The 15,236-nt window shown below is 64.4% G+C and carries 12 protein-coding genes; 2 read left to right on the plus strand and 10 right to left on the minus strand.

Annotated features, from left to right (window positions below):
- Window positions 1-65: 65 nt before the first annotated feature.
- The 3 genes from F6S87_RS01675 to F6S87_RS01685 form a co-directional block, all read right to left on the minus strand.
- Window positions 66-803 (minus strand): nitroreductase family protein, encoded by a 738-nt coding sequence (locus F6S87_RS01675; RefSeq protein ID WP_163226931.1) that lies wholly within the window; start codon window positions 801-803, stop codon window positions 66-68.
- A 137-nt stretch (window positions 804-940) separates the two neighbouring features.
- Window positions 941-1,810: a class I SAM-dependent methyltransferase gene (locus F6S87_RS01680; RefSeq protein ID WP_163226932.1), complete on the minus strand. Its 870-nt coding sequence runs from the start codon at window positions 1,808-1,810 to the stop codon at window positions 941-943.
- The gene (locus F6S87_RS01685) at window positions 1,803-2,192 is read right to left on the minus strand and encodes a cupin domain-containing protein (RefSeq protein ID WP_163226933.1); all 390 of its coding nucleotides are present in this window, start codon (window positions 2,190-2,192) and stop codon (window positions 1,803-1,805) included. The genes F6S87_RS01680 and F6S87_RS01685 overlap by 8 nt, the downstream gene beginning before the upstream one ends.
- A 375-nt stretch (window positions 2,193-2,567) precedes the next feature.
- Between F6S87_RS01685 and F6S87_RS01690 the strand changes: the two genes are divergently transcribed.
- Window positions 2,568-3,656: a YeiH family protein gene (locus tag F6S87_RS01690; protein ID WP_163226934.1), complete on the plus strand. Its 1,089-nt coding sequence runs from the start codon at window positions 2,568-2,570 to the stop codon at window positions 3,654-3,656.
- Window positions 3,657-3,737: 81 nt separating this feature from the next.
- Here the strand turns inward: F6S87_RS01690 and F6S87_RS01695 are convergent, their stop codons facing one another.
- The 4 genes from F6S87_RS01695 to F6S87_RS01710 form a co-directional block, all read right to left on the minus strand.
- Window positions 3,738-4,838, minus strand: a complete 1,101-nt coding sequence (locus F6S87_RS01695; protein WP_163226935.1) for a neutral/alkaline non-lysosomal ceramidase N-terminal domain-containing protein — start codon at window positions 4,836-4,838, stop codon at window positions 3,738-3,740.
- Window positions 4,839-4,904: 66 nt separating this feature from the next.
- Entirely contained in the window at window positions 4,905-6,131 is a 1,227-nt protein-coding gene (locus tag F6S87_RS01700; protein ID WP_163226936.1) for a hypothetical protein, read from the minus strand.
- A gap of 68 nt (window positions 6,132-6,199) precedes the next feature.
- Window positions 6,200-7,828, minus strand: a complete 1,629-nt coding sequence (locus F6S87_RS01705; RefSeq protein ID WP_163226937.1) for a PTS transporter subunit EIIC — start codon at window positions 7,826-7,828, stop codon at window positions 6,200-6,202.
- 145 nt (window positions 7,829-7,973) lie between these two features.
- Window positions 7,974-9,002: an amidohydrolase family protein gene (locus F6S87_RS01710; protein ID WP_196779063.1), complete on the minus strand. Its 1,029-nt coding sequence runs from the start codon at window positions 9,000-9,002 to the stop codon at window positions 7,974-7,976.
- Window positions 9,003-9,222: 220 nt separating this feature from the next.
- Between F6S87_RS01710 and F6S87_RS01715 the strand changes: the two genes are divergently transcribed.
- Complete coding sequence (locus tag F6S87_RS01715; RefSeq protein WP_163226938.1) at window positions 9,223-10,158, plus strand: LysR family transcriptional regulator; 936 nt, start codon at window positions 9,223-9,225, stop codon at window positions 10,156-10,158.
- A 128-nt stretch (window positions 10,159-10,286) separates the two neighbouring features.
- Here F6S87_RS01715 and F6S87_RS01720 read toward each other — a convergent pair whose 3' ends face one another.
- The 3 genes from F6S87_RS01720 to F6S87_RS01730 form a co-directional block, all read right to left on the minus strand.
- Window positions 10,287-10,913, minus strand: coding sequence for a hypothetical protein (locus F6S87_RS01720; protein ID WP_163226939.1), 627 nt, complete (start codon window positions 10,911-10,913; stop codon window positions 10,287-10,289).
- A gap of 185 nt (window positions 10,914-11,098) precedes the next feature.
- Window positions 11,099-13,666: an ATP-dependent Clp protease ATP-binding subunit gene (locus F6S87_RS01725; RefSeq protein WP_163226940.1), complete on the minus strand. Its 2,568-nt coding sequence runs from the start codon at window positions 13,664-13,666 to the stop codon at window positions 11,099-11,101.
- Between the two features lie 353 nt (window positions 13,667-14,019).
- Entirely contained in the window at window positions 14,020-15,111 is a 1,092-nt protein-coding gene (locus F6S87_RS01730; RefSeq protein WP_163226941.1) for a universal stress protein, read from the minus strand.
- Between the last annotated feature and the right edge of the window lie 125 nt (window positions 15,112-15,236).

Raw genomic sequence — 15,236 nt, forward strand, 5'->3', positions numbered from 1 at the left:
AACCAAAAAGGTCCATTCCGGGAGCGTAGATGATCATGGACGACATGGCGCTGGACGACGGGGCATCAGGCCCAGACGAAGGAGTCCCGTCCGGCGCCGAGTTCGAAGTGGAGTTCGGCGACGCCGAGGCCGACGGTGGCGAGCAGGTCGTCGGTGGCGGTCGCGCGGACGACCGGCAGGCCAGTCCTTCCGTCGGCGTCGTCGAGCAGTTCGAATCGCACGGGCTGCCTGTTGAGCGCGGACGGGGCGAGCTGGACGGCCTCAATGCCGTGCTGGAACCATGCCGGCATGTCCTCGAACGGCATGCCGTGCAGCTCGCACAGCTCGGCCGCCGCCTTCGACCTGTGCGGATGGCCGGGCCGGGCGGCATGGCCGACGGCGATCGCGACGCGGAACTCGCCGTTGCCGGACGAATCGTCTTCGTTTTCCCCAAGCGAACCACCGACCCAGCCGGTGTCGAAGCCGGCGTTGGTCAGCAACAGCACGAGCAGCTCGCCGTAATAGCCGACGTTGCGCTGGCCGGCACGCGTGGGTGGCGCCGTGACGACGACGAGATGCCGCACTCCGCGGAACTTGCCATAATGACTGACCGAATCGAGAGTGTCCCCGAGCGAGGCGGCGTCGCCACTCACGACATGCATGCCGATGTCGGCGGCGCCGCCGATGTTCGCCGCCAGCGACCTGATCGTCGCCAGTTCGTCGTCGCCGAGCGGCTCATCGACGAACATCCTCGTCGAATGGCGCTGTTTCATGGCAGGTTTCACGTCGACGCCAAGCGTCGTCAGCTGCAGTTCGCCCATCATCGTTCTCCTTGCGGTTCCGGCGTGTTGCCGTCCACCCTACCCCCGTCGGTGGCCAGTGCGGGACGAAAACACCGAAGGGCGACGGGGGTGTGATGATCCGGAGAACGGGTATCGGCTACCGGGCGGACGGTGCTCCGTCAGCGGCGAACGCCGACGAGGCCGACGGCGCACAGGTGATCGGCATGCTGCCGGAACACCGACCGCATCGCCGTCACGCGGCGCCGCGCCTCGGCATTGACGGCGAGGTTGCGGGCGATCCGCGCCACGCCGGCCGCGCCCTCGTCCTCGAGCATCCGCGCCGGTTCGAGCAACGCCATCGCGTTGACGTGCTCGAACATGACATCGAAGCCGGCCTGCTCCATCAGCCGCTTCCACTGTCGCATCGTCAACGGCCGAGCACCGACCTTGATCGTGCGCGACAGATCCCGGCACAGTTCGCCGGCGACGGACGGATCGATGTCGTCGGGCTTCAGGCCGAGTTCGTGGACGGCGTAGCGGCCACCGGGGGCGAGCAGGCGGGCGGCCTCCTTCATCGTCTCCAGCTTGGCGTCGTCGGGCATCATCGTCAGCATCGCCTCGCCGACGACGACATCGGCGCAGGCGTCCGGCAGTCCGGTATGCCTGGCGTCGGCCCGGACGACGGTGGCGTCGACGCCGGGATGGGCCTCGAGCACGTCGGCCAGCCTGCCGACGCCCTCGGCGTTCGGGTCGATGCCGTAGTACTTCGCCGGCGACGTGGCGAGCAGGTACTGTGCCGTCTTGCCGACGCCGGGGCCGAACTCGACGATCGTCTCGCCGGCGGCGAGCGCGGCATGGTCGAGCAGCGCCTTCGTCATCGCCAGGCCGCCGGGACGCAGCACTGTCTTGCCGAGGCTGGCGAGCAGCCAGTGGCCCTGCTTGCGGTGGTCGTCGACGTCGGAATCGATCAGTGGTCGCCGTTCGTCTCCGGCAGCCGTCGCGACGGCGTCCTCGACGATCCTGTCGTTCGTCGTGTTCGCGCTAGTCATTGTGCACCGCCGTGCCGTGCGTGTCCGGGTTGCCGGCGGGCAGGTCGCCGGGGACGACGAGCGTCAGCGAGAAGTAGGACGGCTCGATCGCCTCGACGGCGTGCAGCTCGTCGGGCGCCAGGTAGATGACGTCGCCGGCGCGCACCGTCGCCGGCACGCCCGCGACGGAGAACTTCAGCGCGCCGGTCAGCATGTTGACGATGACGGCGCGTGCCGACGTGTGCTCGGTGAGCACCTGGCCGGCGTCCATCGAGAACATGACGTGCCGCAGCCGTTCGTTGTTGACGAGAACGCGCGACGTCGTCGATTCCTTGACGATCGGCAGGTCGGCGAACACGTCGGTGACGACGACGGATTCGCCTAGTGGCGTGGTACGGGACATGATGGGTCCTTTCATTCGTTCGTTCGTTTTCCCTCTCCGGCCTCGGCGCCCGGGTAGTCCAGCACGCTACCGCCGCCGGCGCGGGCGGACAAGGGTCGTGGACACGATCGTCATCCGTGCGGAGTCGCCGTCGCCGTTCTGTTGGCGGTGTCGCCGTTCCGCAGTCGCCGTCCACCGAATGCGACATGCCCCAGCGGAAACGGGAGCGGCGATGATGCGCGGGATTCGTGAAGAACCAAAACGAACATGACATCACTTGAAACGAACATGGACGGTCAGAACCGAACGCAGGAGCGGAATTTCTCCTGTTCGTCGACAGCGAGAAAGTGCCCGGATGATTCCCCCGCAATCGTCAGGGAGACGTTTAATGGCAGCATGAGAGATTTTTGCACCAAATGGGGGAAGCGAATCGCCACGCCGCAGATGCTGGTGATCGCCATCGTCACGCTGATCGCGAGCTTCATCGGCATGTGGCTCAAGCAGTACCCGGGCTTCAGCCTGCTCGGCGCGCTGATCATCGCGCTGCTCGTCGGCATGATCGTCCAGTTCCCGATCCGCGCCTGGTACGTCGGCGACAACGCCGTGCGCGCCGCCGGCGTCAAGGACGCGGCAGGCCTGATCTCGAACAAGCTGCTGCGCCTCGGCATCATCCTGCTCGGTTTCAAGCTCAACCTCGACTTGCTGTTCACGACCGGTCTCAAGTGCCTGCCGATCGCCGCCGTCATCGTCACGCTGACCGTCATCGTCACCTACGCGATCGCCCGCTGGCTCGGCGTCAGCCCGCTGCTCGCCATCCTCGTGGCCGGCGGTACCGGCATCTGCGGCGCCGCGGCCGTCATGGCCATCTCCGGCTCGCTCAACGTCGGCGAGGACAAGAAGGAAGAGAAATCGAACGACGAGGTCGTCGCGATCGCGATCGTCGCGATCATGGGCGTCGTCTTCGCGCTGATCGAGCTGATCTTCGGCCCGATGACCGGCCTGTCCGACGAGCAGCTCGGCGTCATCGCCGGCGGCTCGCTGCACGAGATCGCCCACGCCGTCGCCGTCGGCGCCGCCCTCGGCGCGGAAGGCGAGACAATGGCCATCATCATGAAGCTGTCGCGCGTCCTCATGCTCGTCTTCGCGGCGATCATCATCGCGATCTGGTACGACAAGACGCAGTCGGACGTCAAGACGGCCGGCGGCAAGCGCAAGATCGTCTTCCCGTGGTTCATGATCGGCTTCATCGTCGCCTCGATCATCGGCACGATCATCATCTCGGTCTGGGGCGACGGCGGCCAGGCGTTCGCCGACGGACTCGTCAACATCGCCTACGTCGTCCTCGGCATGGCAATGGCCGCGCTCGGCATCAACGTCAACTTCGCCGTCCTCGCCAAGAAGGGCGGCAAGGCGCTGCTCGCCAGCTTCCTCGCCTCGATCCTGCTGCTCGCGTTCTGCGTGCTCATCGCGATCATCTTCTTCTAGATCGTCTCCGGCGCCGGCTCCGGCTTCCGGCGACAGGAAAGGCTCCCGGCAACGGGAGCCTTTCCTGCATTGATCGTCATGTCACTTCGACAGCAGTTTCGAGGCCTGCTTGAACTTCTCGACGAGTTTCTCGCTCTCCCCCGCCGGAATCGGGCTGGTCTTCGTCTCGAACGAGATGCCGTATTCTTCCTCCGGAAGCCAGTAGCCGTAGTAGCCGTTCGCGTATCCGAGCACCAGCGCGGGCTTGCCGCACTCCTCCTTCATCTCGATGCCGAACCTGGAGCCCAGTTCGCCACCGAAGACGAACAGCTGCAAGTCGCCGAGGTCGATGACCTCGCCCTTGGCGTCCAGATGGTAGGAATCGGTGTGGATGGTGTGGTACAGCGTCTGGTTGACCATCCTGTCGAGCGCGAGGTTGCGGCTGCAGTCGATGGTTCCTATCTCGCGGGCCATGCCGGTCGAGACGCGTTCAAGCTCGGCGAAATTCTTCCCCTGCCGCTGGTTGCGGTTGCTGCAGTCGCCGGCCGCGCCGACCGTCATCGCCGGCACGAATCCGAAGTACGATTCGAGTTTCTCGCTCACGTTGCCGGCGAACTCGGCCGTCAGCCAGGTGTTCTCGGCGCTGATGACGGTGGAGTGAACGGCCCAGTTGACCAGGCCGGCGAACGCGTTGCCGTTGTCGTCGACGAACTTGACGACGATGACTTCGTTGTCGGCCGGCTGGCCGGGATGGTTGCGGTTGCCGTAGTAGCCGAGGATGACCTTGCTGCCGTACTGCGCGGTGGCATGGACCATCGTGCGCCGGCATTCCTCGTAGCTGCGCTTGATGATGTCAATGAGGAAGTCATAGTACCGCTGGTCGAACTTATGCGTATACCAGCCCTTGTGATATGACACCACCGACGAGTGGTCGTGGGTGGCGCACAGCAGCACCATGTCGCGGTCGATGCCGTACAGGTCGGCCAGCATTGTCTTGACGTCTTCGGCCATCGCCTCCTCGAATTCGAGGAAATCGGCTGAGAAAATGAACATCGTCCTGCCGTCGATCTCGATCAGCAGCGAATTGCAGTAGATGCGGTCGTGCACGCCGCTCGCCGGATGCATGCGGTTTTCGCTCCTGAAGCCGATCAGGTAGAATTCGCCGTTCGGAGTGAGATCGAATCTTGCGTGGCCTACGTTCATGGTGTTCTCCTTTGGTTCTGCATGTCTGTCAAGTCTCGATGGCGTTCGCGCCGGTTCCGTCGCCGGTCACGGCGACGTCGCCAGACGGCCGAGCATCCGGAGGATGCCAGCCACCAGCCGTTCGGCACTTCCCCGGGCGAATTTCGAGTTGCGTGCCTCGTACGTGAATCGTTCGTAGCACGATTCGTCCGCCATGTATTTTTCCGCGCCGTTGACCAGCGTGCACACCAGCGCACCCTTGCAGGACGATGCGGAACGAATGGCGGTTCCGGTCACGCTGCACAGTTCCGGAGCCACCCCCACGAGCGCGAATGGTCCCAGTCCGACGATCTCCACCGTCGAGTGCCGTTCGGCATCCACCCGGTATGTCTTCGAATGCACCGGTTTCATTGTCGCCATGTCCTCCGGTTGCTGGCCACCGAACGCGAAGGTCTGTCGCTCGACGACGAGCGAGGGATCGGCGTCGCACGCCGCCGGCGCGTTCATTGCCTCGAGGACTGCCTTCCCCAGCTCGTCTCCCAGCTCGTCGACGTTCGCATTCTCGCGCGGCATCTGGTCGGCGGCCGCGCCGCAGAAGAACAGCGCCACGCATTCGGGGACGCGTTCCTCCACGAAGCGGCTGGCTCGTTCCGCCACGTCACCGCTGACCGGTCGCGGCACGGAGCCCGGCGCGGTCTCGGTGGCGGACGACTGGATGTCGGCGGTGAACAGGACGGCTGCCGGCCGGCCGGTGGCCTTCGAACGGAAGGTCAGTACCGGGACGGTCTTGTCGGAATAGCCGGTGGGATCGGCTCCCTTCCACCATCCTTCGGCGGTGAACAGGTCGCGGTTGACGTTGATGTCCGCCGTGGCGGCGCCATATTCGACGGTGACGGCCTGGAGCCTGGCCATGGCCTGTTCCGTCGCCCGGTCGAGCGCGTCCATCAGTGCCGTCACGTATTGCCGGTTCTTCTCGCGCAATGCCGGCGTACCCGTTTCCAGGGCATGGGCCGATCTGGTGTGCGGTGCGGAGAACGTGTGGGTGACGCCAATCCAGACGACGGCATCGTCCCGTCCGGTCCGCGAGCGCACGACGTCCCGTGCCATGGCGATGGCGTAGTCCCTCATCGAGGTGAGATCGAAGGAGACGAGTGCCACCGGTGGCCGGCGCATGGCCGAAGCGTCGTCCGGAATCCTGTCGTCCGGGACGAGCAGCGCCACGCGGACGGCCAGCTGGTCGCGGATCGAATCGAATCCTTCGAACGGAAGCGTCGGTCCGACGTCGATCGGCTGTACGGCGGCACCCATCTGCATGGTCGAGTCCTTTCCGTTGTTGTCCGGCTATCCGGTATACCTCGTTTGGTTCGCAGACTGTCCAATGCTCAGTCGAGGCCCTTGAATTCGATGGCGCTGTCCTCCTTCTGTCCACCGAAGATGAATCCGCAGACGGCGGCCGCAACGAAGGCGACGACGGCGCCGATGCACAGCGCAACGAAGCCGGAATCAATGCCATTCGGGCTGATGAAGCCCGGCAGGCCAAGCGGGCCGGATGTCGACATGTTCCACAGCGTGGCTCCGCCGAAGCCGGCGATCGCACCGCCGATGCCGGAGCAGACCAGCGTGGAGATGAACAGCTTCTTGCGCGGAACCAGCACGCCGTAGAGCGTGGGCTCCGAAATGCCGAAGAAGGCGGAAAGCATGGCCGGCAGCGCAATGGCGCGTTCCTTCGGATCCTTGGTACGCAGGAACACGCCAAGGCAGGCGCCCATGTTGGAGAGTGCGCCCGCGAAGATCAGCGGGTTGATCTTGTCAAATCCCTGCGCAACGATGTCGAGCTGGAACATCATGATGACCGGCATGTGCAGGCCGAACATGACAAGCAGCGTCCACAGGCCGCCGATCAGGAAGCCGGCAAGACCGGAGTTGATGCCGATGACGAACTTGATGATCGACGTCAGGATGCCCTGGACGACGATGGCCAACGGCCCGAAGACCAGGAAGCCGAGCGGGACGGCAATGATCAGCGTCAGGAACGGCGTGAAGAAGGTGCGCATCATCGGCGGCAGGTGCTTCTGCAGGAACTTGTAGATATAGGAAGCGACCCAGACAACGACAATCGCCGGGATGACCGAGTTCGTGTAGCCCGCCGACGGCAGGATGACGGGGATGCCGAGGAAGCTCGTGTAGACCTGGCTTTCGAAAATCGAACCGGAGAACACGGTGAACAGCGCATCGCCGGTCGACAATGCGGTGATGGTCGGATAGGTCAGGATGGCGCCGATGACGAGACCGTACACTTCCTTCAGGCCGAACTGCTTGGCGGCGGTCCAGCCGACAAGAATCGGGAAGAAGTAGAACATCGCGTCGCCGATGGCGTAGAGCACGATGTAGGTGCCGCTATTCGTATCGATGACATGGCAGACAGTGGTGAGCAGCACGAGCAGTGCCTTGACCATGCCCATCGCCATCAGCATGCCGAGCAGCGGGTTGAAGATGCCGGTCATGACGATCAGGAAACGGCTGATCGGACCGACCTTCTTCTTTCCTTCCTTCTTTCCCGCGTCCTTTCCGCCATGCCTGCGGAACCGTTCGGCGAATCCGCCGGTCGGCTTTTCGCGAGTACCCTGCTCCCCGGTCGCGCCGTTCGCGTCGGGAGTCCCGATGCCGGAGGCCGCGGCGGCTGTCCCTGCGGCGGCATCGGAGGCGACAGCGCCGGTGCTGTCCGTCGAGGTTGCGACGGCCACCGGATTCTCGCCCTTGTCGGTGAGTCCCGCGATCGTGCACAGCTCGTCGAAGACCTCGTTGACGGCGGTGCCGACGACGACCTGGCACTGGCCGCCGGTCTGGATGACGGTGAGCACACCGTCCAGCGCCGACAGGGCGTCCTTGTCGACCCTGCTTTCGTCCCTGAGCTTGAACCGCAGACGCGTGACGCAGTGCGTCACGTTGTCGATGTTGTCCGCGCCGCCGACGCCGGCGATGATGCCCTGGCATAGTTGTTCGTATTTCATGATGGTTCTTCCATTCCCTCGTCCCCTCAGGCTTCGTTGCGATGAAGGAAGACGATCGTCATGTGATGATGGATCGGTGCCGGCGTCATTGCCTGGCACCGTGGAAACCGGTCATCGGCCAACCTCCGACGACCGGCATGACCGGTCAGCCCAGCCGGTAGAGAGACTCGGCATTGCGGTGCAGCATGCATTCCTTCGCCTCGTCGGCGACGTCCAGTCGCAGCACCGTCGACACGCCTCCGGTCAGCCAGCTCTTCTTGACCGGATAGCTCGAGCCGTAGATGACGTGATCGGCGCCGAGCTCGTGAACGGCGAGTTCGAGGCATCCCTCTCCCCACGGCTGGGCGTGCGACATCTCGAAGAACAGGTTGCGTTCCAGGTACTGGCGCTGGCGGTCGTTGTCGGTGACGAACCGGCCGTTGCCGGAGTCGGTCGGCAGCAGCATTGTCCGGTAGGCGAAGAAGCCGCCGCCGAGCATCGAATGGACCATCCGCAGCTCCGGCAGCTCCTCGAACAGGTCGCTGAACAGTTCGCGGCTGACAGCCGTCAGCTGGTCGAAACAGCGTCCCATGCTGCGGCGCACGTTGTTGTAGTCGATCAGCGAACCGTAATCGACCGGCAGCGCCGTCTGATGGACGTACACCGTCATGTCGAGGTCGGCGGCCGCATGCAGCAACGGACGGAACATCGGGTCGTCGAGGTAGCGCTCGCCGTAGTGGGCCGAGACCTGCAGGCCATGCAGCCCGAGCTCGTCGTGGCAGCGCCCGAGTTCGGCGAGGACTTCGTCGTCGGCGACGGGCGGCACGACGGCGAGCGCCACCTGGCGTCCGCCGGAGGCTTCCTGCCGTTCGGCCATCCAGTCGTTGAACTGGCGGCAGAGGTCCAGGTCGAGCCATTCCTGGACGCCGGGAAGCTTGAGGACGGCAACATCCACGCCGGCCTCGTCCATGTCGGCGAGCTGGCGGTCGAGATCGTAGTCCCGTCCGTAGTAGTCGAAGTTGTGCCTGCCGTTCGGCTTCTCGATGACGATGGCCTTGTCGTCGCCGTCATCCTTGACCAGCGCCCTCGTGCCATACGGTTCGGGAACGCACCGCAGGAAATGGTTGCGCACCCCGGAATCGGAAAACAACTGTTCGGGTAGCCAATACACATTGGCGTCTACGATCATGCCCATCACCTCGATCGGTCGGGACGGCACGAGCCATTAAGTCAGCACGGCCGGCGCCGTTTCTTGTCCGGGTTCGTTTCCGACGGCCATTGTCCCGAAGACTCCTCGTCGAGTCCGATAGAACCCTGTTGTCAATTCCCGAGAATAAGACGAACAAAACCGATAGATAATCGAAAACACGCCTGTTTCCATTCCATTCCGGAATACCGCCGATACGATGATGCCCATGGACATGCATCTGGAATACCTGGAGAGTTTCCTGACGCTGGCGCAAGGCCCAAGCTTCACGGCGGCCGCACGAACACTGGGGATTTCGCAGTCGTCGCTGACCAAGCGTATCCACAATCTCGAGGACTCCATCGGCATGCGCCTGTTCGACCGGTCGGTCACCGGCGTCTCGCTGACGCCGGTCGGCAAACTGTACCTGAAGTACGCCAACCAGATCGACGACCTGCAGGACAGGTTCGGCGACGAACTGTCGCGAGAATTCAAGCAGAGCGGCACACTGACGTTCGGCGTCATCCCGTCGGCGTCCGAGTACGGACTGACACGGATCATTTCGCGGTTCATGCGCTCGTCGGGATGCCGCTGTTCGTTGACGACGGCACGTTCCGAAGACCTGGAATTGATGCTCGGGGACGGACTGTGCGACTTCGCCTTCATCAAGAACGAAAGCGGCACCAATGATTTCCGCCGCATTCTCGTCACGAACGACCACATGGTCTTCGTGGCCTCCGTGGACCATCCCCTCGCCCAGCATCGCACGGTCTCGCTTGGCCAATTGAAGGACGAATCGTTCTTTTTCGAGCCGAAGGGCTCGAGACCCTATCTGACCTGCGTGGAGCTGTGCCGCAAGGCCGGCTTCGAACCGAACATCGTCGGCACCGACGGCCAGATGGACAACATCGTCGACTTCGCGGCACAGGGACTTGCCGTCTCGCTGCTGATGAGCGGCATAGTCCCCCATGACCGGCGCATCGTCGCGATTCCGCTCGATCCCCCGGTCGTGTCCCGCATCGACCTGTGCTTCCGCAACCGGCCGCTGTCGGCCATGCAGCGCCGGTTCCTCGATTTCTTCGAGACGCTGTCGGACGACAAGCGTTCCGGCGACGTCATCGTGCGGCGGGAACAGCGCGGCGACGACGGCACGGCCGCCGACTAGCCGGCAAGCCGGCGCAGGAACCGGACTTCCGTCATCACCATGACGACGAATGGCGTGGGGGCCGTGAAACGAATTCGTTTCACGGCCCCCACGCCATTCGTCAGGCAAGCGCTACCGAAGCGATGCCCTCACTCGAACATGACCATGTTCGGATCCTGCAGCGGATCGGAGTACTTCGTGCCGTCGTAGACGAGGAAGACGCCGTCCTGCATGTGCTTGCCGGACAGGTGCTCGACATTGGTCTCGGCGATCGTGTTGTTGAGGCTCTGCAGCTCGTCGCCCTCGGTCAGGAACGCGGCCGTGTTCAGGGCGGCTTCCTTCTCGTCGTTGACCGGCTTGAGCACCGAGGTCTCGTAGGCCTTGAACAGCGTGGCGATCGCGGACTTCTTCGGGTCCATCGCATCGCTCGGGGCCTGCTCGAGCTCGACGAACTGGAACTTGATCCAGTCGTCGACGGTGGCGCGCGCGATGGCCAGCAGCGGCGTGCGGTAGCTGTCGATCTTGAGTTCCTCGCGCATGTTCGCGACGGTCTCGTCGCTCGCATCGCCCTGGAACTCGACGGTCTCGCCGGTGCCCAGCTGCTTCTGGATCTGCGCGGCCGCCGCCTTCACGAAGTCGGCGCCCAGATAGGAAACACCGCGCTGGTCCGGGAAGTAGCCACCGTATTCGGAAGCCGTGCGCTCCGTATAGACGTCGGCGAGATCCTCCGGATCGATCGTCGCGGCCCTCACATCGCCAATTTCCTGCTCGCTCATTGCACTTCCCCTTCTGTTTCGAAGTTCAATTTCACACGAAATCATAGGGGTTGCAAGCTGTATGGCCGCTGAGTTTCCACCCTGAGAGTATTCGGCGGCGCACCAAATACAAGACGTCATGGACCCGAGCCATTGGCTCGGGTCCATGACGTCTTGATTTACCGGCCCGGGATCAGCCTGCCGGCTTACTCCACCGACTCGACGGTGACCCCGTCACCGCCGTCGTCGGAGGACGTCGCGACGGCGCCGACGGTCGCCGGCTCCTTCGTCTCGCTCTCCTCGAACGATTCGCCCGTGAACGTGAACTCGCCCAGGATGCCCTCGCCCTCGGCGTCGACGACGACTTTCTGGCCATCCTCGAGTTCGCCCATCAGGATCTTCTCCGAGATGGCGTCCTCAATGTCGCGCTGGATGACGCGGCGCAGCGGACGGGCACCGAGCAGCGGGTCGAAGCCCTTCTCGGCGAGCAGGTCCTTGGCCTTGTCGGTCAGGTCGAGCTCCATGTGACGGTCGAACAGGCGCGTGTTGAGGTCGGCGACGTCGAGGTCGACGATCTCGCGGACCTGCGGCTCGGTCAGCTGGCGGAACACGATGATGTCATCCAGGCGGTTGAGGAACTCGGGGCGGAACTGCTGCTTGAGCTCGTTCGTGACCTGGTCCTTCATCCGCTGGTAGCTCGACTCGTTGTTCGAACCGAGGTTGAAGCCGGTGTTCGCCGCCTTCGCGATGTCGCGGGTGCCGAGGTTCGTCGTCAGGATGATGATCGTGTTCTTGAAGTCGACCTTGCGGCCCTGGCCGTCGGTCAGGTGACCGTCGTCGAGCACCTGCAGCAGCGTGTTGAAGATGTCCGGGTGGGCCTTCTCGATCTCGTCGAACAGCACGACGGAGAACGGCTTGCGGCGCACCTTCTCGGTGAGCTCGCCGCCCTCCTCGTAGCCGACGTATCCCGGAGGCGCACCGAAGAGTCGCGAGGCCGCGTACTTCTCGGAGAACTCGGACATGTCGACGCGGATCAGCGCGTCCTCGTCGTCGAACAGGAACTGGGCCAGCGTCTTGGCCAGCTCGGTCTTACCGACGCCGGTCGGACCGGCAAAGATGAACGAGCCGGACGGACGCTTCGGGTCCTTGAGGCCAACGCGCGTACGGCGGATGGAGCGGGACAGCGCGGAGACCGCCTCGTCCTGGCCGATGATGCGCTTGTGCAGCTCGGACTCCATGTCCATGAGCTTCTTCGACTCGGCCTGGGTCAGCTTGAAGACCGGGATGCCGGTGTTCTGCGAGATGACCTCGGCGATCACGTCCTCGTCGACGACCATCTTGACGTCGGACTCGCCCTCGCGCCAGGAGCTTTCCTTCTCCTTGCGCTCGGTCTCCAGCTTCTCCTGCTTGTCGCGCAGCTCGGCGGCCTTCTCGAACTCCTGGTCCTTGATGGCCTGGTCCTTGTCGGTGGCGACCTTGGCGATCTTGCCGTCGAGTTCCTTGAGCTCCGGCGGAGCGGTCAGGCGCTTGATGCGCAGGCGCGCGCCGGCCTCGTCGATCAGGTCGATGGCCTTGTCCGGCAGGTTGCGGTCCTGCACGTAGCGCGCCGACAGCTCGGCGGCCGCCTGCAGCGCGTCGTCGGTGATCGTGACGTGGTGATGGTTCTCGTAGCGCGCACGCAGGCCCTTGAGGATCTCGATCGTCTCGGCGATCGACGGCTCCTCGACCTGAATCGGCTGGAATCGGCGTTCGAGCGCCGCGTCCTTCTCGATGTACTTGCGGTACTCGTCGGTCGTCGTCGCGCCGATCGTCTGCAGTTCGCCGCGCGCGAGCATCGGCTTGAGCATGTCGGACGCGCCGAGTGCGCCGTCGGCCGATCCGGCGCCGACGATCGTGTGGATCTCGTCGATGAACAGGACGATGTCGCCGCGGGTCTTGATTTCCTTGAGGACCTTCTTCAGGCGCTCCTCGAAGTCGCCGCGGTAGCGGGAGCCCGCCACCATGGAACCGAGGTCGAGCGAGTAGACCTGCTTGCCCTTGAGCGTCTCCGGAACGTCGCCGGCGTTGATCTTCTGGGCGAGGCCCTCGACGACGGCGGTCTTGCCGACGCCCGGCTCGCCGATGAGCACCGGGTTGTTCTTCGTGCGGCGCGACAGCACGACCATCACGCGCTCGATTTCCTTCGTGCGGCCGATGACCGGATCGAGCTTGCCTTCGGCGGCTTCGGCCGTCAGGTTGCGACCGAACTGGTCGAGGATGGCGGAGCCGTTCTGGTTGCGCTTGTCCTGCACGCCGCCGGCGTTGGCGAGGTCACCCTTCTCGCCCTCGCCGCCGTTGGCGTTGCCGCGGATCATGTCGATCGTCGTCGTGCGCAGGTCGGACAGGTCGACGTCCATCTTGATGAGCACCTGCGTGCCGACGCCCTCACCCTCGCGGATGAGACCGAGCAGGATGTGCTCGGTACCGATGTAGCTGTGACCGAGCTGCAGCGCCTCGCGCAGCGAGAGCTCCAGCACCTGCTTGGCGTGCGGAGTGAACGGAATGTGGCCGTTCGGGGCCGCGGTGCCCTTGCCGATCATCTCGACGACCTGCTTGCGCGTGTCTTCCAGCGTCACGCCCTTCGAGGCGAGCGCCTTCGCGGCCACGCCCTCCCCCTCGCGGATCAGGCCGAGCAGCAGGTGTTCCGTGCCGATGTAGTTGTGCTGGAGGGCACGAGCCTCTTCCTGCGCCAACACGATGACGCGCCGCGCACGGTCGGTGAACCGTTCGAACATGCTAGTCCTTCCAATGAATACTGTTAATCCAAGTTCACTCTACAAATCTCGGGTGACGTTTATTTCCCGGATTTCAAAGATTCTTGCCCCCGTTCTCCCGTTCGCGGAAATGATGCACGATTTTCGATAGGGTGATCTTCGCACTTTTCAAGGCGTCATTGGCAAAGTGCGAACTTCCAGAGCGCCTCTCCTGATAGAAACCGCAGAACATCGCCGTTCCTTGATTTCGGATGCCCTCGCCGGGCCCGGAGAACTTCGCACTTTCCAAATGCCCCTCCGGAAAGTGCGAGGTGCGCCCGCAAGACGCCCCGGAAGTCGGCACTTCCAGGGCGTCTTGACCACCAGTCCGTCGGTCAGTGCACGATCGTCAGGTTGCATTCGGCGCTGTTGAGGACCTGCTTCGAGATCGAGCCGAGGAAGTGGGCGTCGAGGCCGGACAGGCCGCGGGAGCCGACGACGATGTGGCGGGCGTAGCGGGACGCGGACACCAGGCCCTTGCCGGCCGGAATGTGGAACGCCTCCGGAATGATCTCGAGGCCTTCCGGCAGCCTCGGCAGCGTCGTGCCGTCGAACGAGGCGACGAAGTCCCTGACGCGCTGGTCGGCGTAGTGCTGGGCGGCCGGCATCGGCGGCACCGTCGTCTCGTAGCCGGGCACCGTGCCGAGGTCACGGAACTGCCAGCAGTACATGACATGGAGCGGCGAATCGTGCAGCCTGGCGAGCGACGCCGCGAACTCGAGCGCGTGGCGCGAGTCCGGCGACCCGTCAACGCCGACGACGATCGGGCGGCTGGTGCGCGGCACCGGCGACGTCGGCAGCTCGTAGTGGACGGTCTGGTCGCCGGGCGTCAGCGAGCTGGCGATCTGGTCCTGCACCGACAGGTCATCGTCGTCCGGCACGCGGATGACGGTGACCGGCACCGGGCTCTCCTCGGCGAGCGACGCCGACATCGAGCCGGCGATCCAGCGGGCCACGCGGCCCATCGAGCGTCGACCGACGACAATCTGCTGGGCGTTGGCGCCGATCTCGAGCAGCGCCGCCGAGCCGGACGAACGGTACGACGTCAGCTTGATCTGCTCGTCGGCGACGTCGAAGTCCCGCGTCGCCTCGTCCACCCATTCGCGCAGCCGGTTGTTGATTTCGGTGCGCACCTTGCGGATGTCCTCGTCGGTCGTCGGTTCGGGGCCCATGTCCCACGAGTAGGTCCAGCCGTACACGGCGTTGACGTGCTGTCCGGTCATCGCGGCCTGGCGCAGCGCCCAGCGCAGCGCGGCGAACGATTCGGCAGAGCCGTCGACGCCGACGACGATGTCGGCGGTCAGGTCGAAGTAGTTGCGGTGGGAATTCTCGTCGACGATCTTCTGCAGGTCGATGTCGAACGACGTCGTGTTCCTGCGGTCCGTCGCCGTGGCGTTGTCCTCCCGTGCCTCGCGATTCGCGGTCATCGCGCCCCTCCTTTGCGTGAAGCTGTCAATACGCCCCATCCTAGCGAACTTGCGTGTTCACCGACAGAGTGTTCCAGTTCTTCCCGCCGTCATGCGCACCGGTCGCCCCGTCCGTCTTGTGGCGC

Source organism: Bifidobacterium choloepi, from assembly GCF_010667615.1.
GTDB classification, from domain to species: Bacteria; Actinomycetota; Actinomycetes; order Actinomycetales; family Bifidobacteriaceae; genus Bifidobacterium; species Bifidobacterium choloepi.

Excerpts from the sequence above, each read along its gene's own strand:
- F6S87_RS01680 (WP_163226932.1), bottom strand. The coding sequence starts at position 1,810 with ATGACTAGCGCGAACACGACGAACGACAGGATCGTCGAGGACGCCGTC.
- F6S87_RS01695 (WP_163226935.1), bottom strand. The coding sequence starts at position 4,838 with ATGAACGTAGGCCACGCAAGATTCGATCTCACTCCGAACGGCGAATTC.
- F6S87_RS01715 (WP_163226938.1), top strand. The coding sequence starts at position 9,223 with ATGGACATGCATCTGGAATACCTGGAGAGTTTCCTGACGCTGGCGCAA.
- F6S87_RS01725 (WP_163226940.1), bottom strand. The coding sequence starts at position 13,666 with ATGTTCGAACGGTTCACCGACCGTGCGCGGCGCGTCATCGTGTTGGCG.
- F6S87_RS01685 (WP_163226933.1), bottom strand. The coding sequence starts at position 2,192 with ATGTCCCGTACCACGCCACTAGGCGAATCCGTCGTCGTCACCGACGTG.
- F6S87_RS01710 (WP_196779063.1), bottom strand. The coding sequence starts at position 9,002 with ATGGGCATGATCGTAGACGCCAATGTGTATTGGCTACCCGAACAGTTG.
- F6S87_RS01700 (WP_163226936.1), bottom strand. The coding sequence starts at position 6,131 with ATGCAGATGGGTGCCGCCGTACAGCCGATCGACGTCGGACCGACGCTT.
- F6S87_RS01705 (WP_163226937.1), bottom strand. The coding sequence starts at position 7,828 with ATGAAATACGAACAACTATGCCAGGGCATCATCGCCGGCGTCGGCGGC.
- F6S87_RS01730 (WP_163226941.1), bottom strand. The coding sequence starts at position 15,111 with ATGACCGCGAATCGCGAGGCACGGGAGGACAACGCCACGGCGACGGAC.
- F6S87_RS01690 (WP_163226934.1), top strand. The coding sequence starts at position 2,568 with ATGAGAGATTTTTGCACCAAATGGGGGAAGCGAATCGCCACGCCGCAG.
- F6S87_RS01675 (WP_163226931.1), bottom strand. The coding sequence starts at position 803 with ATGATGGGCGAACTGCAGCTGACGACGCTTGGCGTCGACGTGAAACCT.
- F6S87_RS01720 (WP_163226939.1), bottom strand. The coding sequence starts at position 10,913 with ATGAGCGAGCAGGAAATTGGCGATGTGAGGGCCGCGACGATCGATCCG.